Below are 18,187 nucleotides of genomic sequence, written 5' to 3' on the forward strand. Positions count from 1 at the left end.
GTCCGACCGGCCGGTCAAAGTGAGTGTCGGTCCCCCAGCCGGTTCGGTCGCGCGGACTGTGGTCCGGCGGCCCGAGCGACGCGGCGGACCGATCGGACCGACGGCGACTCCTGGCACCACTATCTCTTTGTCCCTGGCCGCACCTCGTAGGAGCATGGACGCCCAACTGCTGTCGAACGAACTGGCCGACCAGATCGTGACGACGGCCCGGACGGCGACCGGCGACAGCCTCCGGTCGGTGACGTACTTCACGCGGTCGGACTTCGAGCAGCTGTACCTCCGCGAGGACCTGGAACGCGACGCTGACCTGGACACCTTCGTCGGCCACGAGTGGCGCGGCTTCCGCGACACGCGCAACGCCTACCAGACGTCCGAACTCGGCGAGTACCGCTTCACCGTCCGCGCGTTCACCAACGGCTACCTCCTCCGGGTGACCGGTGAGCGCGCCGGCGTGCTCATCACCACCGACGGCCTCCAGATGCAGTCCTACGAGGAGATCGCCGACGCGATCGAGAAGATGCTCGCCGAGGACCCCACGACGGAATGACTCTCGATCCGGTCCACGTCGACGGCATCGCCCGTCTCGCCGGCCGCGTCAGCGAGGGCGTCGACGAGGACGACCACCAGAACGCCGCCGAGACCGTCTGGGCGGAGTTCCTCGACCCCCTCTACCGCGATGGCTCGGCCGTCCTCGAACCCCTCGGCGACCAGCGCCGCAAGAAGGTCCCGGTCGACGCCGTCGCCCTGCGGGACCCGCCGTTCCCCACGCAGCACGGCCTCGACTCGGGCACTATCAACCCGACGACGTTCAAGAACGGCCTCGTCCTCGACGTCTCGCAGGCCGCGATGGCGGGCGTCCCCTCCGATCTGGACCTGCACCGCGCGCGGACCATCGTGATGACGGCCCACTCCAACGACGACACCTACCGGATCGGCCAGGAAGACTGGACGATGCACGACGAGGGTTACGTCCGCAAGCGCGCCCTGCACGCCCCCCGCGTGGACCGCTACGAGCAGAACGTCGTCCACGCGCTGGCCCTCTACCTCGCCGAGAGCGAGCACGCCCTCGAACAGGCCGGCATCGTCGACGACCTGCTGATCCTCGACGGACCGCTCTACCCCACGGGCCTGCTGAAGTGGGCCGAGCGCGACACCGCCCTGGCCGACCTGCTCACCGAGGACGAGCGCCCGCGCGACGTCGTCGAGAACTACGTCCGCCTCGTCGAGGACTTCGTCGCGCGCGACGTGCCCCTGATCGGCTTCATCAAGAACAGCACCGCCAAGGCGATCACCCAGGCCGTCCGCGAGAAGACCAATGCCCCCTGGGCCAACGACAACGCCTTCTTCCAGCGGATCCTCGCCCGCCGCGACGACCGCGGCGACCTGAAGACCGACGCCCTCACGGCGACCAACTGGTTCCGCTCGCGCGTCGGCACCGACCGCGTGCTGGCCGCCGACGGCGACGCCCTCGGCATCGACCGGACCCTCGACCCCGAGGCCTACGAGGTCACGTTCTTCGTGCTGTACGACCCGCGCGACGACCTCTGTTACCGGGTCGAGGCGCCCTACGCGTTCACTGAGGACGAGAACACCCGCGAGGCGCTCCGCCTGCAGGTGCTCCACGACGTGGCCGGCGAGCAGGGACCGCCGCTCGCCGTCGCCAAGGCCGACGAACTCGCCCACATCGACCGCCAGGCCAACGAGCAACTGCGCCGCCGCATCGAGCGCGAACTCGGCAGCGACCGCCACCGCGAGTACGACGACAAGCGCTGGGGCGTCGATGTCGAGGAGCTAGTCTAACGCCGCCGCGTTTCTCCGGGGGTCGCCTGCGGTGACTCCGTCCGCTCGCTCCCGTCGGAGGCCGTGGATGTCGTCGCGCTCGCCCGGCTCCCGGGCGAGCGCTGTTTCGGACGGCTCCGCCGCATACCTTCGAACCGCGGCCCGCAGCCGCTTCCGACGAGACGACACGACAGTCGTCCGACGATCCGTGCAACCGTTGTTCGGAAAATCCGCGCGCTGCTGCACAAGGATTAATTTTCCGCTCTAATAAGCAACGTTGATGGGATTATCCGTGCTCACAGCCGCATCTGTGACTGGTGTCATACAGTCCGCTGTGCCGGTCGTCGGTATCGAACTGGGACAGACGGCGCTCACCGCGATCGGTGTCCTCATGATCCTGTTTCTGATCATGGGATCGGGCTTTTTCTCCTCGTCGGAGATCGCGATGTTCTCCCTGTCTGCCCACCAGATCGACGCGATGGTCGAGGAGGGCAAGCGCGGCGCGCGGGCGGTCAAGTCCCTCAAGGACGACCCCCACCGCTTGCTCGTGACGATCCTGGTGGGGACCAACCTCGTCAACATCACGATGTCCTCTATCTCGACGACCATCATCGGCTTCTACCTGGACGCCGGAACGGCGGTGCTCGTCTCGTCGTTCGGTATCACGTCGATGGTCCTGCTGTTCGGCGAGAGCGCGCCCAAGTCCTACGCCGTCGAGAACACCGACTCGTGGGCGCGGACCGTCGCTCCCCTGCTGACGATCGTCGGGAAGGTGCTGTGGCCGCTCATCACCCTGTTCTACTATCTGACGAAGATGGTCAACAAGGTAACCGGCGGTAGCTCGTCCATCGAATCGTCGTACGTCACCCGCGAGGAGATCCGGAACATGGTCAGGACGGGCGAGCGGGAGGGAATCCTCGACGAGGAGGAGCGACAGATGATCCAGCGCACCCTGCGGTTCAAAAACACCACCGCCAAGGAGGTGATGACCCCGCGCCTCGACGTCGAAGCCATCTCCAACGACGCGACCGTCGAGGAGGCGATCGGGGAGTGTATGCAGTCTGGGCACGCCCGCCTCCCGGTGTACGAGGGGTCGCTGGACAACGTGATCGGGGTCTTCGACATCCGGGACCTGGACCGGGATTCCGGCTACGACGACGCCGCCCTCGAGGTGGGGGACGTGGTCAGCCCGACGCTTCACGTGCCCGAGTCCAAGAACGTCGACGAACTCCTCCTCGAGATGCGCCAGAACCGGATGCACATGGTCATCGTCGTCGACGAGTTCGGCGCCACCGAGGGGCTCATCACGATAGAGGACATCGTCGAGGAGATCGTCGGCGAGATACTGGTGGGCGACGAGGACCACCCGATCGAGTTCGTCGACGACACCGAGGTGCTGGTCCGCGGGGAGGTCACCATCGACGAGGTCAACGAGGTGCTGGACATCGACCTCCCCGAGGGCGAGGAGTTCGAAACCATCGCGGGCTTCATCTTCAACCGCGCGGGCCGCCTCGTCGACCAGGGCGAGGCGTTCGACTACGAGAACGTGTCGCTGCGGGCCGAACAGGTCGAAGACACTCGCATCCAGGAGGTCCGGGTGACCGTCGACCGCGACACCGTCGACCCGGTCGAAGATGAACCTCCCGCCAGTGAAGGCGAAACCGACTGATCGGCGGCGTCTCGACGGCCGAGGCGTCAAGCGGACTCCACAGGTCCGGTGAAGTCCGACGCGAGCGGGTCTGGACTCTCGGATGTCGCCCGGAATCCGGCGTATCGATCCGCGTCCGCTTCGCCGTAAGCGGATGTTATTGCCGGTAAGTTCACGTCGGTCTACAGCTTCGGTGGAGGCCGCCGACGGGCGGATGTCGGGACAGCGCGGCGGTCGATCGGAAATAGTCGCTCGAATTAATAGTCAGTGAATAACAATCCAGGGAGGCCGTCCACGTTACTTCCAGAGAGGTGTCTCTGCCAGTGGGGATACACACGTTAGTCGTCGGGATCGACGCGGCCTGCTGGCCGGTCGTAGAGCGACTGCCGGACCGGTCGGCGGTCTCGACGATCGAGCGACTCGGCGATCGGGGGGTCGCCGCGCCGCTCGAATCCGCGATCCCGCCGTGGACCGCGAGCGCCTGGCCGTCGCTGTACACCGGGACGAACCCCGGCAAGCACGGCGTCTTCGGGTTCCTGCGGTTCGACGGCTACGACTGGGACGTCGTCAACGCGACCGACCTCCGCGCGCGCCCCGTCTGGGAACTCGCCGACCGCAACGGGCTGACTAGCGCCGTCGTCAACGCGCCCGTGACCCACCCGCCGCGGTCGTTCGACGGCGCGCTCGTCCCGGGCTACACCGCCCCGGAGGACCCCGAGTGCCACCCGCCGGGGCTCCTGGACGACGTGCGCGACCGCGTCGGCGACTACCGGCTCTACTCCGAGGGGGACGTCGAGCGCGAGTCCGCCGCCGCGGACTACCGCGGGTTCGTCCGCTCGCGCGGCGCGGCCTTCCGCTATCTCGCCGACCGGTTCGACCCCGAGTTCGGGTTCGTGCAGTTCCAGCAGACCGACACGGTCTGCCACGAGTTCCCCGCAGACGAGGACCTCCTCGGCGCCGTCTACGGCGCGGTCGACGACGAGATCGCGGCGATCCTCGACGCCTGCGACCCCGACACCGTGATCCTCGCCAGCGACCACGGCATCGGCCCCTGCGAGGGCCGCGAGTTCCGCGTCAACGAGTTCCTCCGCGAGCGGGGATTCGTCGAGACGGCGACCGACGGCGACGGGATGCCGACGTGGGTGTCGATCCGCGAGGGACGGCTGCGCGGCGGGGGGAGCAGCGGCGAGGAGGGCGGCGTCTCCGGCGTTCCCGGGGCGGCCGAAGCGCTGGAGTCGGCGATGGGAGTCGCCGCTCGCGCCGGGCTCACCACCCAGCGCGCGGCGCGAGTGGTGGACGCGTTGGGACTAACCGAGGCCGTCTCGGCGGTCGTCCCGGACGACCTCCAGCGGGCGGGGGCCGAGCGCGTCGACTTCCGGGCGTCGGCGGCGTACGTGCGCGACCCGATCGAACTCGGCGTCCGGATCAACCTGGCCGGCCGGGACCCCGAGGGCGTCGTCGACCCCGACGAGTACGAGTCGGTCCGGCGGGACCTGATCGAGGCACTCCAGTCGGTGCGGACGCCCGACGGCGACCCCGTCTTCGAGGACGTCGCGCCGCGCGAGGCGTACTTCCACGGTCCCGAGGCCGAGCGGGCGGTCGACGTGGTCACCGTCCCCGCCGACTTCGACCAGTACCTCGTCGCCCAGCTCTACGGCGACCGGTTCGGCGAGCCCTCGGAGCCCTGGACGCACAAGCGCACGGGGATGGTGGTCGCCGCGGGCGACGCCGTCGACGCCGAGGCGGGAACCGGGGATCCGCACCTCTTCGACGTGGCGCCGACGGTGTGTGCGGCGCTCGGGATCCCGCGCAGCGACAGGATGGACGGGTCGCCGCTCCCGTTCGTGGAACCGACCGACGAACGACGGTATCCGCCGCGCGAGGCGCGCGAGCGGGTGAGAACCGACGACGATCGGGTGACCGAGACCCTCGCCGACCTCGGCTACATCGACCGGACACAGGATGACTGAACTCACCGTCACCAGCCACGAGACGATCGACGCGGTCGACGAGAACCAGTGGGACACGCTGGTTCGCCAGTCGGACCTGGGGTCCGTGTTCCACCGCCACGGCTGGCTCCGGGCGGTCGAACGCGGCCTCGACCGGCGACCGGAGCACTTCGTCGTCCGGAAGGGGTCGAATCCGGTCGCGCTCCTCCCGAACTTCCGGGCGCCCGTCGACCTGCCCGACCCGTCGGCGCTGCTGGAGCGCTTCGACTCGCCGACCCTCGTCGACCGCCTCCCGACCGGCGCACTGGGGGCCGTCTCGACCGTCGCCGGCGCGCCCGCCGACGCGAGCGCGGACGCGCTCGACTCGCTCCCCGTCGAGCGCCTCTGCTCGACCGCGCCGGGCTTCGGCGGCCCGGTCGTCCTGACCGACGAGGCCGAGTGTCTCGACATGCTGTTCGACGCGCTCGACGACGCGATCTCGGAGTACACCCTCTGTCACGTCGTCAAGGCGAAGGAGCCGGCGTTCATGCGCTACGGCAAGTTCCTCGCCGGACGGGGGTACGCTCCGACCCTGCTCGACTGCCGGTTCGTGCTCGACGTGGACCGCCCCTTCGAGGAGGTGCTCGACGGGATGGACAAGGAGCGGCGCAAGGCCGTCCGCGACGCTCGCGAGCGCGAGTACGAGGTGACCGAGCGCCCGCTGGCGGAGACGCTCGACGAGACGTACGACCGGTATCTCCGCGACATGGAGCGGGCCGGTGGCGACCCCTATCCGCGCTCGTTCTTCGCGGCGCTCGCTGCCGACTTCCCCGAGCGGACGCGCGTCTTCTCGGCCGAGGTCGACGGGGTAGCGGCCGGGCAGTACGTCTACCTGCTCGACGACGAGCAGTCCGCCGTCCACTACTTCTTCTCGGCCATCGGCGACGAGTCGAACTACGAGTACAACCCGACCGAACTCCTGCACAGCCACGTCGCCGAGTGGGCGCGCGAGCACGGCTACGACGCCTACGACTTCGGCTCGACGGGGTCGACCTTCCGCGACGGGACGTTCAAGTACAAGGAGAAGTACGGCGCGCGGGTGGTGCCGACGCTCCGGTGGGAGCGGGGCGGTTCGCCCGTCCTCTGGAACGCCTACCGCGTCGCGCGCCGCGGTTACCAGCGATACGCCTACCCAGACACATGACGGTCGAGATCGACGTCCTCGACGACGGCGACGACGAGGAGTGGAACCGCCACGTCGAGCGGTCGGCCGACGCCAATCCCTTCCACCGCGCCGAGGCGCTGGCCGTCGAGGCGGAGTACTCCGGGACGACGTGTCACCGCCTCGTCGGCTACAAGGGCCAGGAACCGGTCGGGATCTTCCCCGTCTTCGAGCGGTCGAAGGGCCCGATCACGGCCGCGTTCTCGCCCCCGCCGCCGCTGTGGATCCACCGCCTCGGCCCCGCGCTGTTGAACGTCGAGAAGCTCTCCCAGCGCAAGGCCGAGCGGCGCATCCGCCGCTTCGTCGAGGGGACGATCGAGTGGCTCGACGAGGAATGCAGCCCGAACATCCTCCGCGTGAAGACCGAGTGTAGCTTCGCCGACTTGCGGCCGTTCAAGTGGGCGGACGCGGACGTGACACCGGAGTTCACCTACGTCGTCGACCTGCCCGGCGACCGCGAGGACCTGCTCTCCTCGTTCAGCAGCGACGCCCGGTCGAACGTCCGGAACCTCGACACCGACGCCGCCTTCGAGGAGGGCGACGCCGACGACGTCGAGCGGATCGTCGACCACGTCCGCGACCGCTTCGACGCCCAGGGCGAACCGTTCAGCCTCCCCCGCGGGTTCGCCCGCGACTGCTACGAGGCGCTGCCCGACGGGGCGATGCGCACGTACGTCTGCCGCCGCGAGGGCGAGTTCGTCGGCGGCATCCTCACCTACGAGACCGACGAGTGGATCCACCGCTGGCAGGGCGGCGTGACCCCGGACGTGGACTTCCCGGTCAACGACACCCTCGACTGGACGGTCATGACCGACGCGATGGACCGCGGCCTCGACGCCTACGACCTCGTCGGCGCGGGCGACCCGCGGATCAACTCCTACAAGGCGAAGTTCGGGCCCTCGGTCGAGACGTTCCACAGCGTCGAGCGCTCGTCGCTCCCGATGGACGCGCTGCTGGCCCTGTACTCCCGGGTGAAGTGATCGGTTCGGGACTGATTCTCCCGAGCGTCACAACACCGGGCTCGGGTGGCATCACCCTCTCTGATAGGTGGGCGGGACGGAAGCGTTAACTGTACGGTGAGTAACACTATCGTATGCGTGCGTCTCCGTTCTCAGCGATCGCCGTCGTCGCCCTCCTCGTCCTCGCGGGCTGTAGTGGACTTCCAGGCGCGGGCGAGAACGAACCGACACCCGACGCGTCTCCCGGCGATTTCCCGAACGCGTCGGCCATCGACCAGTCGGTGTTCGATAGACACGCGACCGCGATGGGCAATACGAGCTTCACGCTCACGACCGTGAAAAACCGGACGGATCGCAATCCCCCGTTCAGGGAGGAGAACTTCACGCACATGAACGACACGGGCCGGATTCTCGCCGAGCCCGTCGCCTCACAGTACCTCGGACACACCAGCGGCTACTTCTCGGGGAACGGGAGCACCTATTCGAACGGGAGCGTGGCGTACGTGCTGTCGCGGGAAAACAACTGGACGGAAGTGCGGGATCTCACCCGCCGGTCGATATTCAACGAGTCTGGCGAGTATTATCTCTGGCGTGGATTGTTCAACAACGACAGCGGAAACCAGTTCGATCACGCGGCGATCGACGCCACCTTCGAGCGCGAAGGCGTCGAGACGTTCCAGGGCGTTCCGGTGATGCGGTACGAAGCCACCGGCGTCGACGCGCTCGCCGACTCGTGGGCGGGAGGCGAGAACGCGAGCTCGTGGTACGAGGAGTTCTCGGCGACGCTCCTGCTCGACGAGGACGGCGTCATCCGCCACTACGAGTACGAATTCGTCTGGACCAAGTACCACACCCGGCGGATCGCGAAGTCGTACACTCTGTCCGACGTCGGGAGCACCGACGTCGAGAAACCGGACTGGGCGGCGAACGCGACGGCGGGGTCGTACCGACCCGGCTCGACCGACAGTGTCGCCCGCCAGCGCTAACTGCCCGTCCGCCCTGTGACTCCCCATGGGACTGATCGCGGAGTTCCGGATGACGTCCGAGCAGTTGCCGCTGGTCGACGTGGCGGAGGGGGTGCCAGAGGCCACCGTCGAGTTCGAGTCGGTCCAGGGGCGCCCGTCGGGGGCACCGACGTTCATCGTGCGGGTCGCGGGCGCCGACGCCGACGCGGTCGAGGCGGCGTTCGCCGACGCCGACTCGGTGACCGACCACTCGCTGGTCGTCGCCGACGGGGGGACGCGGCGCTACCGCTGTCGCCCGACGGGCGACCCGCCGTCGGACCTGGAGCTGCTCGCGGACAACGGGTCGATCCCCGACCGGGTGCTCGCCACGCCGAGCGGCTGGGAGGAGCGGCGCTGGTTCGCCGACCGCGCGGAGTTCGACCAGTTCCGGACGTTCTGCCGGGCCAACGACTACGACCTCCGGTTGGACCGCCTCGTCGAGGCCGACGAGGGATCGGACGGGCGGGTGGCGAGCCCGTTCGGGACCGGCGACCGCTCGCGGCCGCGCGAGATGACCGAGCCCCAGCAGGAGGCGCTGGTCACCGCCCACGAGATGGGCTACTTCGACACGCCGCGGACCGCCACGATGGCCGACGTGGCCGACGAACTCGGCGTCGCGCCCGCGTCGCTCTCCGAGCGGTTGCGCCGCGCGCAGAACCACCTCGTCGCGGAGTTCCGGCGCAGCTCCGGCATAAAACCCCGAACAAATTAGGGCACGGGCTACGGGTCCGTGGTCACAAACACGCCTGTGACCGACGACACGCTACGGACGGACGGGCGCGGCGCCGCCATCGAGGCCGAGGGCGTGGAACTCACCTACGCCGACGGGACGGAGGCCGTCAAGGGGATCGACCTGACGATCCCGGAGGGGGAGTTCTTCGGCTTCCTCGGCGCGAACGGCGCGGGCAAGACGACGACGATCAAGACCTTCGCGACGCTGCTCGCCCCGACGGCGGGGTCGATCACCGTCAACGGGTTCGACGTGCGGCGCGAGCCCCGCAAGATCCGCGAGACCATCGGCTACATGGCCCAGGAGACGAGCGTCGACGAGGAGCTCACCGCCCGCGAGAACATCCGCTTCGCCGCGCGGGCCTACGGCGTCCCCAAGAGCGAGCGCGCCGAGCGCATCGACGAACTGCTCGATCTGGTCGACCTGGCGGACGTGGGCGACAAGCGCGCCGGCGAGTTCTCCGGCGGGATGAAAAAGCGACTGGACGCCGCGACGGCGCTGGTCCACAGCCCGCCGCTGGTCTTCCTCGACGAGCCGACGACGGGGCTGGACCCCAAGGCGAGAAACCGCCTCTGGGAGTACTTCGAGCGCATCAACGAGCGCGGGACGACGCTGTTTCTCACTACGCAGTACCTCGAAGAGGCCGACCAGCTCTGCGACCGCATCGCGGTCATCATGGACGGCGAGATCGTCGCCACGGGCTCGCCCGCCGAGCTGAAGCGACGGGTCGGCGGGGAGATCCTCGACGTCGACGTCCCGGCCGGGGAGGACGCCCGCCAGCGGGCCGCCGAGATCGCCCGCGAGGACGAACTGTTCGACGACGACGCGGACGTGACCGTCACAGACGACGGGATCAGCGTCACCGCTGAGCGGGCACGCGAGCACGGGACCGACCTCCTTGTCGCCCTGCGCGACGCCGGGATCACCGTCACCGGGTTCAACATCCGCGCGCCGACGCTCGACGACGTCTTCCTCGCGATCACCGGCGAGGAACTCGACTCCGCGGAGCGCTCGGCCGACGCCGCGGACGTGACGGAACCGGAGGTGACCGCCGAATGAGCGACGGCGATTCCCGGCACGGCGCCTCAGCGGAGGCCCGCACGGACGGCGGGCACGTCCGGTCCGGCCGGGCCGGCAACTCCTTCCTCGGCGACTTCTGGGTGAACTTCGTCCGCTGGAACCTCAAGGCGGTCCGGAACCCGTTCGTGGTGGTCGGGTCGCTCGTCCAGCCGATCATCTTCCTCGTCCTGTTCACGCAGGTGTTCGGCAAGGTCGCGACAGGCGCGCTCAGCGGCGGCGGCGCGGGAGGCATCACCTACGAGACGTTCCTGCTGCCCGCCATCGCGATGCAGGTGTCGCTGGCCGCCGCCGCGGGGTCGGGGATCGGCCTCGTCAACGACATGGAGGAGGGGATGTTCGAGAAGACGCTCGTGATGCCGATGAGCCGCTCGGCGATGTTCCTCGGCAAGACCGCAGCCGAGATCCTCCGGATCGTCGTTCAGATCGCCATCATCCTCGCACTCGGCGCGGTCCTCGGCGCGGAGGTCGCCACCGGGTTCGTCGGCGCCGTCGGGATCCTCGGCGTCGGCATCCTCTTCTCGCTGTGGTTCATCGCGCTCTCGAACATCATGGCGATCGTCACGCGCGACCAGGAGTCGACGATCATCGGCGCGAACCTCCTGCAGTTCCCCCTGCTGTTCGTCTCGACCGCCTTCCTCCCGCTGGACGCGATGCCCGACTGGATCCAGGTCGTCGCGACCTACAACCCGATCACCTACGGCGTCGACGCCGCCCGCGCCCTCATGCTCGACCAGGACGTCATGACCGTCGTCGAGGTCACCCGCTTCGGCGGCATCTGGAACACGCTCGTTCCCGCCGTCGCCGTGCTCCTCGCGCTCGATCTGGTGCTCGGCGGCGCGATGGTCTACCTGCTCAATCGCGCGTCGAGTTCGTCTGTGAAGTGACTGCGCGAAGCGAACTTCGTCCCAGCACCTCACCGGCCGCTTTCGATTCTGTGATCGCGTACGTACGTCCCGCTACGCCGGCGCAAAGGGTGTTTACCGTTCGCGCCCGTACCACGCGTATGTCCGACGACGACGATCAGGACCGGTTCGAAGGCGTCAACTTCACCGATCTCAACCCCGTCCTCGAAGACCTCTCGTATCCGATCACGGCCGACGAGTTCGTCGAGCAGTACGGCGACCGCGAACTCCCCCGGACCAACGCCGATCCCATCGAAGTCGGGACCGTGCTGGAGTACATGGGGGACACGACCTTCGAGTCCGAGGAGGAACTCCGCCAGCAGATCGTCGGCCAGATGCCCAGCGACACCGAGGGTCGGACGAACTACTCCGATCGCGGCGGGTCCCACCCCGTCCAGAGCGAGGCCGCCGAGGAGGCCGAGGAGCAGACCGCCGCCGACCTGGAGGACGGCCCGGCGACCGACACCGACACCACTCAGCAGTAGCCGGTCACCTCGTGGGCCGCGGGGCCCTTCGATACTCGTTCTATTCCAGTCAGGTGTCAGCAACGGCGTCTTCGACGTCCAGGCGCGTCCTTCCGGGATCGAGAGGCGCAGTGCTCCGACCAGTCGGAACAACCGAACGGGCGCGCGAGACGTTCGAACCACGGGCGCTGGCTATCGAGTGACTCGCTGTCGAGCGACGTTCGAAAAAACAGAACGCGGACCGCGTCTCTCGACCACAGTTCCGGAACCGCGCTCACCCGCCGGCTTCGGTCGCCGTCGGCGTGTCGGTTCCGTTGTAGATATGCGTCGCTGTCGGCGTCTCCGTATCAGTGGGCGTCACGGTCTCCGTCGGAGTCGGCGTCTCCGTCGGGGTTTCGGTCGGCGTCTCCGTTTCGGTTGGGGTCGGCGTTTCGGTGGGGGTCGCAGTGGGAGTCTCCGTCGGAGTCGGCGTCTCCGTCGGGGTCTCCGTCTCGGTTGGAGTCTCCGTCGGGGTTTCGGTCGGGGTCGGCGTTTCCGTCGGGGTCTCCGTCGCGGTCGGGGTCTCGGTGTCGGTCTCTGTCGGCGTGTCAGTGTCGGTCGGCATCTCCTCCTCGGCCGATTCGATGGTCAGCGTCTCCACCGAGAGTTCCTGAACCGTCAGCGTGTCGTAACTCACGTCGGCCGCGGTCATGAGACCCTTCATCGCGCCGGTCTCGGAGGCGGTCCCGTTGAACGAGACCCGGTCGACTTGGAGGCCCTCCAGGGCGACGTATTCGAGTTGGGCGTCGACGTACGCCGTGTTGTTCTCGACGACGACCGTCGCCGTCGTGATGTTACCGAGGTCGACGGACTCGATCTCCACGCCCTCCGCGTTCTCCGAGAGCACTTCCTCGAACCGGTCCGTCAGGAACGACTCGGTGTCTTCGAAGTCGCCGAGCTCGACCGTCAGGTTCGACACCTCGACGTTCTCCATTCTGATCTCCTCGGCTTCGACACCCTCCGCAGTGACTGTCTGGACGTTGCCCGCTTGATCGCTAGCGCCGCCCGACAGCAATCCGGCGGCCGACCCTGTGGCTACCACTAACAGAAGTGCTGTCGCGACGGCTCCGAGCTTGATCTGAGACGAATTCTTGTCTAACATCGCGTCGGCACTTGGGCCAGAGCGTACGTTGTTATACTCCGGCCAAAGCATCGAGTATCCAGGTTATCGATCTTCGGGGCAGGCCTTACGCGGTCTGCGCGTTCCCTTACCGCTCGGGCACGCCGCGGTTCGTTTCGGCGACGCCTCCTTACCGCGGTGGGTGGTCGCCGTCAGTTCGCACCGCTCCCGACGCGCGGATCCCGCGGACGCTCCGTCCCAGAAAACGGACATCCCGGCCACCGCCAGCTCTGAAATCTTGTGTGTATTGCTAACAGCTATCTGTCGGTAGGGTCAGCGTGTCGCTCCGATTCCCCCGAGAACCGGCAGAAGCGGGCAGTACGGCCGCAGCTCAGCCGGGCGCTGCGGAACCGGATCCCGGTTGCCGTCGGCGTCGTTGCAGAGCGACTGATACGTCAGTCCGTTCGAGCGAAGTCGCGGTCGACCGAGCGACCGCGCCGAAACCCGCTCCCGTCTCGAAATCCTATCCTACCCGATAGCGGTGAGAAAGAACCTGCGGCGGTCGCACGAGTTCTGCGACGGATCGCTCGGTCGTCGGATCCGGCCGGTCGCTATCGGGCGTCGCCCGCGCCGTCGGTGTCGGGGTCTTCGACGACCTCCACGTCGACGTCGTCGCCGGAGAGGCCGAGCCGCGCGAACTGCGTGCGGACGTGCTCTTCGGCCGCCGCCAGCGCCGCCTCCCGCGTGTCGAACCCGCGGGTCGTCGGCGCCTCGAAGGCCACCCGCCGCTCCTGGCCGTCGATCCGCTGGACCTGCCCGCCCGATTCGACCTCGTAGAACTCGTCGCAGATCCAGACGAACGGCGCGCCCTCGTCCGGCGCGCCCTCGAAGGTCGGCGGCCGCTCGCCGCGCTCGTAGAGCGTCCCCGTCAGCGTCGTCCCGCCCGCGTGACCGCGTATCAGGAGCATATTCCCTGATACTACGGGACCGACCGGGAAAAGCACGCCGGGGGAATTTCGCGTCGAACTGCTGCGAGCGGCCCATCGTGGCTGCAGCCGCCGGCTTCACAACTCCAGGTCGACGACGACGGGGAGGTGGTCGGAGGGGAACCAGCCGTCACCCATCACGTCGGCCGCGACGCCGTAGCCCGCGACGTCGCAACCGGCGACGAAGACGTGGTCGATCTGCCGATCGGGCAGGAGTCCCTCGAAGTCGGTGCGGGTGGTCGAGGGCCCGTGGGGCGGGTGCGGGCTCGCTTCCCGCGCGTCGACCAGGGGGCTCTCCTCGTCAGGCCCCGCGAGCGCACGGTGGGGCTCGTCCCCGGCCAGACAGTTCAGGTCGCCGCCGACGACGAGCGCCTCGTCGTTCTCCCGCTGTTCCTGCACCCGCTCGCGGAGAAGTTCGGCCCCTTCGGCCCGGGCGCGGGCGCTCTCGTGGTCGAGGTGCGTATTGGCGTACAGCAGGCGCTCGCCGCTCCGCCGGTATTCGAGACGAACCCAGGTGGCGATGCGAGGGTAGGCGGCGTCCCAGCCGACGCTGCCGGGTTCCTCGGGCGTCGGCGAGAGCCAGAACGTCCCCGCGTCGACGCGCTCGAAGCGGTCGCGGCGGTAGCCGACGGGGCAGAACTCCCCGTCGCCGTCGTCGGCGTTGCGCGACTGGCCGACCCACTCGTAGGCCGGCAGCGCATCGCGGACGTCCGCGTACTGGTGCGCCAGCGGCTCCTGGAGCCCGATCACGTCGGGGCGGTGAAAGCGGAGCGTGCTCGCGACGGCGTCGCGCCTGGCCGCCCAGTCGAACTCCCCGTCGCTGGCCACGTCCCGGCGAACGTTGTACGTGAGGACGCGGACGGCGTCACCGTTCATACCGGTCTCTCGGGCGCGGCGGACCTTAGTACCGCGGTCCGGAGTCGTCGATTCCGATCGAAGGCCCGTGGGCGGTAGTGTGACTGGAGCGACCACAGGGAACGCTGTGCGTCGAAAGCCCTCGACGGGTCCACTAGCTGGAAGAACGACCGCCGGGATTGCTGTGAGTTGAAAGCCCTCGGCGCGCTCGCGGTCGCCGAGCGACATACCCTCGCGGCCGGGGCCGCTTCGGGTAGCGGTCGCTCAGACGACTGAACTGCACGCGAGCCGGGAGGTCGGCTTCGCCGACCTCCGCATACCGGGCGGCAAAGCCGCCGCGCGCGCCACCGCTGTCAGGTTATCCCTTGCGGTAAGCATCCGGCGCCGAAGGCGCCGGTTCACCGGACGCGAGCGAACGGAGTGAGCGAGTCGTCCGGCCTGTCTCGTGAGCGAAGCGAACGAGACCTCGTCAGAGCTGTCCTCTGACGGTGTTTTCACCCATGTTTTTGCCGTCCGGGTTCCCCGCAGCGAGCCTCTGGCTCGCGAGGAAACCCGGACTGGAAAAAGATGGGGCGGAAAGCGTTTCACGTCGCAGTACGACGTGGCGGGTATGTCTGACCTCGGGGATTTCACTGATTTCGACGGCGGTGACGACGGCGACGATGCGAGCGACGGCGCGGAGGCGGCGACATCGACGGCCTCGACGGCCGACGTGGACACGGACGGGACCGCGGCCGACGGGGACCTGTTCGACGCGGACGAGGAGACAGACGACGACTTCGCCGAGATGGACGTGGCGCCGGCGGGCGAGGACCACGGCGTCGGCGTCGTCTCCGCGACCGAGGGCCTGCGCATCAGCGAGGACGGCGAGGAGACCGAACTCCGCGCGTACGTCACCGTCGAGAACCGGTCGGACGTGCGCATCGGGAAGTACCTGCTCGTCCCCTACCAGGACGACGAGCGGCTGTTCTGTCGGATCACGGCCCTGGAGTACGCCCAGGAGTTCCGCGCCGACGACGCGACGGAGATCCACGCCCGCCGCGCGATGCGCCGGGGCGACATCGACGAACAGGACTTCAAGTTCGTCGCCACGCTCGACCCCGTCGCGGTGCTGTACTCCGAGGACGGCGAACTCAAGCGGCGGATGACCGACCGCGTGCCCAAGCCCGAGACCGTCGTCCGCGAGGCGACGGACACCTCGGAGATCAAGACCGGCCTCAAGATCCCGGAGGACGGGGTCTTCCTCGGTCACCTCTCCGTGGGGGGCGAGAAGGTCAGGACCGCGGCGCAGCCGCCGACGATCGACTACCGGCTGAAAGACGACTACGAGGACGGCGACCCGCTCGTCTTCCGGCACACGCTCGTCGCGGGCGGGACGGGGTCGGGGAAGACCCACAGCGCCAAGAACGTCCTCCGGCAGTACCTCGCCGACGAGCGGACCTATCCCGTCGAGGACGGCGCCCGCGACGTCTCGCCGGGGCTCGTGATGTTCGACCCCCAGGACGAGTACGCGCAGATGCACGACGACAACCCCGACCTGGACGACGAGTTCGCCCGCCGACTCGAACGCGAGGGGATCGCCCACGGCGGCGTCGACGACACCGTCGCGTTCGTCCCGAAGGTCGAGGGGGCCTCCTACGCGACCAGCGACCACCGCGCCGAGCAGGTGGAGTTCACCATCCCCTTCTCGATGGTGCAGGGCAACCCCTGGCTCATCGCCGGTTCGAGCCTGAACGGCAACCAGTACAACGCCCTCCGCCTCCTGCTCGATCGCTTCTCCCGCGATTACGGTCCCGACGGCACCTACCAGCAGTTCAAGACGTTCCTCGACGACCCCGCGCTGCGGGAGGAACTCGACGAGACCGGCCGCGTCCACGAGGCGACGTTCAACGCGGTCAAGCGCCGGGCGCTGGGTTTCGACGGCATCTTCGACCAGGACGCCCGGCCGATCACCGACCGCATCCACGAGTTCGTCCGCGCGGGCGGCATCTCCGTCGTCCCGACGTACCACATCAACAACTCGCGGACGACCGTCACCGTCGTCCTCGCGCTCGCCGCCCTCATCGTCGACCAGAAGCTCTCGAACGACCCCCAGTACGAGCGCATCAAGCACACGCCGCTGGTGCTGGGGCTCGACGAGGCGCACAACTTCCTCTCGGAGGTCGACAGCGTCCAGGGCGAGCAGATCATCGGCAAGTTCACCGAGGCGGCCAAACAGGGCCGCAAGGAGCGGCTTGGCCTGTTCCTCATCACCCAGGACCCGCAGGACATCGCCGACCCCGTCTTCAAGCAGATCAACACGACGGTCGTCCTCAATCTCGGCGACGAGGACGCCATCTCGGCGGTCAACATCCCGGCCAGCCTCGAACAGAAGGTCCCCTACATGGAGAAGGGCCAGAAGGTCGTCTACTCGCCGGACAACTCCGAGCCCGTCGAACTCGTCGGGCTCTCGAAGTGCCTGACGAACCACGAGTGAGCGGCCGGACGCCTCGGCCCTGACCGACCGCCTCACTTCTCCTGGCTGGGCGCGGTGAACGGCAGGGTCGCGGCCGTCCGCTGGGTGACCGTCGCGGTCCGGAGGATGAAGGAGCAGAGGACGGCCAGCGGCGCCAGGCCAACGGTGACAGTCGCGGCGGCGAGAAGCGGCAGGGCCGACGCCGGGACCACGCTCCCGTTCCCGCTTCCGGCGGTGAAGAGGAACAGCGCCCCGACGACGGTCGCGATCGACGGGAGCCCGGTGTAGAAGAGGTACCGCGACAGCGTGGCCAGCTCGTTCTGGAGGTAGATCGACTTGAAGTACTGGCGGGCGACGTCGATGTTCTGGAGCTGGTCGATGAGGTCGTCGATCCCGTCGGCGACGTGGTCGGGGAGGTCGTCGCCGTGTCGCCACTTGATCCGGCGGAGCCTGTTGATGTCCCGCGCGTGGTTCGTGGTGAGCGTCGTCGAGAGGACGTGGAAGGTCGACGGGTTCCCGTCCCGGAGCAGCGAGTCGACGCGGTCGGCGTGATCGGTCACGTCCTCGACGACCGCGTCGACCTCCTCGGTCGTGTCGTCGTCGGCCTCGGTGATCGAGAGCCCGCCGAGCCGCTGGGCCTCCCGGCGGGTGTTCTCGTAGACGAGGCGGAGGAACCCGAGCGGCTCGACCGGCGCCACCTGGCCGGCGGAGTCCTCGACCTCCTTCCGGTAGTCGATGACGCCGTCGATCTGCGAACGCAACTGGTGGGGCGTGTGCAGTTCGCGCGAGAGCAACAGCTGGTTGATGGAGACCACGACCGTGATGATGGTGAGGTTGCCGCTCACCAGCGACCCGAAGACGTAGAACAGCGGTTGCGCGTCGTCGAACGGGCTCAGTCCCGACAGGCTCAGGGCGGTGAACGCGAGAAAGAGCGCCGCGACGACGAGCCCGGCGACGACGACCCGACGCCCGTCGAGCAGGACCCATTCTTGCGCGGCTGCCGCGACCGGCTCGATCCGACCGCTCTCGGCGCTCTGTCCCTCGGGAGCCATCGGATCGCCGTAGGGCCGTCACGC

Annotated in this window: 16 protein-coding genes; 12 read left to right on the forward strand and 4 right to left on the reverse strand. The window is 68.4% G+C overall.

What is annotated here, in order from left to right; all coding sequences use genetic code 11:
- Positions 1 to 154: 154 nt before the first annotated feature.
- The 11 genes from PSC72_RS14520 to PSC72_RS14570 all read left to right on the forward strand — a co-directional run bounded on the left by PSC72_RS14520 (position 155) and on the right by PSC72_RS14570 (position 11,737).
- Positions 155 to 547: a DUF7522 family protein gene (locus PSC72_RS14520; protein WP_274322137.1), complete on the forward strand. Its 393-nt coding sequence runs from the start codon at positions 155 to 157 to the stop codon at positions 545 to 547.
- The gene (locus PSC72_RS14525; RefSeq protein WP_274322138.1) at positions 544 to 1,800 is read left to right on the forward strand and encodes a DNA double-strand break repair nuclease NurA; all 1,257 of its coding nucleotides are present in this window, start codon (positions 544 to 546) and stop codon (positions 1,798 to 1,800) included. Before PSC72_RS14520 ends, PSC72_RS14525 begins: the two co-directional genes overlap by 4 nt.
- A gap of 259 nt (positions 1,801 to 2,059) precedes the next feature.
- A complete protein-coding gene (locus PSC72_RS14530; protein ID WP_274322139.1) occupies positions 2,060 to 3,448 on the forward strand; it encodes a hemolysin family protein in 1,389 nt (462 codons plus the stop codon).
- A 302-nt stretch (positions 3,449 to 3,750) separates the two neighbouring features.
- Positions 3,751 to 5,397, forward strand: coding sequence for an alkaline phosphatase family protein (locus PSC72_RS14535; RefSeq protein WP_328518162.1), 1,647 nt, complete (start codon positions 3,751 to 3,753; stop codon positions 5,395 to 5,397).
- Positions 5,390 to 6,559: a GNAT family N-acetyltransferase gene (locus tag PSC72_RS14540; protein ID WP_274322140.1), complete on the forward strand. Its 1,170-nt coding sequence runs from the start codon at positions 5,390 to 5,392 to the stop codon at positions 6,557 to 6,559. The genes PSC72_RS14535 and PSC72_RS14540 overlap by 8 nt, the downstream gene beginning before the upstream one ends.
- Entirely contained in the window at positions 6,556 to 7,557 is a 1,002-nt protein-coding gene (locus PSC72_RS14545) for a lipid II:glycine glycyltransferase FemX (RefSeq protein ID WP_274322141.1), read from the forward strand. Before PSC72_RS14540 ends, PSC72_RS14545 begins: the two co-directional genes overlap by 4 nt.
- 113 nt (positions 7,558 to 7,670) lie before the next feature.
- On the forward strand, positions 7,671 to 8,522 hold the full coding sequence (locus PSC72_RS14550) for a DUF7537 family lipoprotein (protein WP_274322142.1): 852 nt from the start codon (positions 7,671 to 7,673) through the stop codon (positions 8,520 to 8,522).
- A 25-nt stretch (positions 8,523 to 8,547) separates the two neighbouring features.
- Positions 8,548 to 9,252: a helix-turn-helix domain-containing protein gene (locus PSC72_RS14555; RefSeq protein ID WP_274322143.1), complete on the forward strand. Its 705-nt coding sequence runs from the start codon at positions 8,548 to 8,550 to the stop codon at positions 9,250 to 9,252.
- A 36-nt stretch (positions 9,253 to 9,288) separates the two neighbouring features.
- Entirely contained in the window at positions 9,289 to 10,329 is a 1,041-nt protein-coding gene (locus PSC72_RS14560) for an ABC transporter ATP-binding protein (RefSeq protein ID WP_274322144.1), read from the forward strand.
- Positions 10,326 to 11,234, forward strand: coding sequence for an ABC transporter permease (locus tag PSC72_RS14565; RefSeq protein ID WP_274322145.1), 909 nt, complete (start codon positions 10,326 to 10,328; stop codon positions 11,232 to 11,234). Before PSC72_RS14560 ends, PSC72_RS14565 begins: the two co-directional genes overlap by 4 nt.
- Before the next feature lie 119 nt (positions 11,235 to 11,353).
- A complete protein-coding gene (locus tag PSC72_RS14570; RefSeq protein WP_274322146.1) occupies positions 11,354 to 11,737 on the forward strand; it encodes a DUF5789 family protein in 384 nt (127 codons plus the stop codon).
- A gap of 253 nt (positions 11,738 to 11,990) precedes the next feature.
- On the opposite strand, the gene PSC72_RS14575 is transcribed toward PSC72_RS14570, so the two are convergent.
- From PSC72_RS14575 to PSC72_RS14585, 3 genes are all read right to left on the reverse strand, one after another.
- Positions 11,991 to 12,797 (reverse strand): hypothetical protein, encoded by an 807-nt coding sequence (locus PSC72_RS14575; protein ID WP_274322147.1) that lies wholly within the window; start codon positions 12,795 to 12,797, stop codon positions 11,991 to 11,993.
- A 629-nt stretch (positions 12,798 to 13,426) separates the two neighbouring features.
- Positions 13,427 to 13,783: a DUF7113 family protein gene (locus PSC72_RS14580; RefSeq protein ID WP_274322148.1), complete on the reverse strand. Its 357-nt coding sequence runs from the start codon at positions 13,781 to 13,783 to the stop codon at positions 13,427 to 13,429.
- Positions 13,784 to 13,879: 96 nt separating this feature from the next.
- On the reverse strand, positions 13,880 to 14,677 hold the full coding sequence (locus PSC72_RS14585; protein ID WP_274322149.1) for an endonuclease/exonuclease/phosphatase family protein: 798 nt from the start codon (positions 14,675 to 14,677) through the stop codon (positions 13,880 to 13,882).
- A 589-nt stretch (positions 14,678 to 15,266) separates the two neighbouring features.
- On the opposite strand from PSC72_RS14585, the gene PSC72_RS14590 reads away from it, so the two are divergent.
- Positions 15,267 to 17,132, forward strand: coding sequence for an ATP-binding protein (locus tag PSC72_RS14590; RefSeq protein WP_274322150.1), 1,866 nt, complete (start codon positions 15,267 to 15,269; stop codon positions 17,130 to 17,132).
- 32 nt (positions 17,133 to 17,164) lie between these two features.
- Here the strand turns inward: PSC72_RS14590 and PSC72_RS14595 are convergent, their stop codons facing one another.
- Complete coding sequence (locus PSC72_RS14595) at positions 17,165 to 18,163, reverse strand: hypothetical protein (protein WP_274322151.1); 999 nt, start codon at positions 18,161 to 18,163, stop codon at positions 17,165 to 17,167.
- Positions 18,164 to 18,187: the final 24 nt, after the last annotated feature.

The organism is Halosimplex aquaticum, assembly GCF_028747785.1.
Classification (GTDB): domain Archaea; phylum Halobacteriota; class Halobacteria; order Halobacteriales; family Haloarculaceae; genus Halosimplex; species Halosimplex aquaticum.

Excerpts from the sequence above, each read along its gene's own strand:
- PSC72_RS14520 (WP_274322137.1), top strand. The coding sequence starts at position 155 with ATGGACGCCCAACTGCTGTCGAACGAACTGGCCGACCAGATCGTGACG.
- PSC72_RS14525 (WP_274322138.1), top strand. The coding sequence starts at position 544 with ATGACTCTCGATCCGGTCCACGTCGACGGCATCGCCCGTCTCGCCGGC.
- PSC72_RS14530 (WP_274322139.1), top strand. The coding sequence starts at position 2,060 with ATGGGATTATCCGTGCTCACAGCCGCATCTGTGACTGGTGTCATACAG.
- PSC72_RS14540 (WP_274322140.1), top strand. The coding sequence starts at position 5,390 with ATGACTGAACTCACCGTCACCAGCCACGAGACGATCGACGCGGTCGAC.
- PSC72_RS14545 (WP_274322141.1), top strand. The coding sequence starts at position 6,556 with ATGACGGTCGAGATCGACGTCCTCGACGACGGCGACGACGAGGAGTGG.
- PSC72_RS14550 (WP_274322142.1), top strand. The coding sequence starts at position 7,671 with ATGCGTGCGTCTCCGTTCTCAGCGATCGCCGTCGTCGCCCTCCTCGTC.
- PSC72_RS14555 (WP_274322143.1), top strand. The coding sequence starts at position 8,548 with ATGGGACTGATCGCGGAGTTCCGGATGACGTCCGAGCAGTTGCCGCTG.
- PSC72_RS14565 (WP_274322145.1), top strand. The coding sequence starts at position 10,326 with ATGAGCGACGGCGATTCCCGGCACGGCGCCTCAGCGGAGGCCCGCACG.
- PSC72_RS14570 (WP_274322146.1), top strand. The coding sequence starts at position 11,354 with ATGTCCGACGACGACGATCAGGACCGGTTCGAAGGCGTCAACTTCACC.
- PSC72_RS14580 (WP_274322148.1), bottom strand. The coding sequence starts at position 13,783 with ATGCTCCTGATACGCGGTCACGCGGGCGGGACGACGCTGACGGGGACG.
- PSC72_RS14585 (WP_274322149.1), bottom strand. The coding sequence starts at position 14,677 with ATGAACGGTGACGCCGTCCGCGTCCTCACGTACAACGTTCGCCGGGAC.
- PSC72_RS14590 (WP_274322150.1), top strand. The coding sequence starts at position 15,267 with ATGTCTGACCTCGGGGATTTCACTGATTTCGACGGCGGTGACGACGGC.
- PSC72_RS14595 (WP_274322151.1), bottom strand. The coding sequence starts at position 18,163 with ATGGCTCCCGAGGGACAGAGCGCCGAGAGCGGTCGGATCGAGCCGGTC.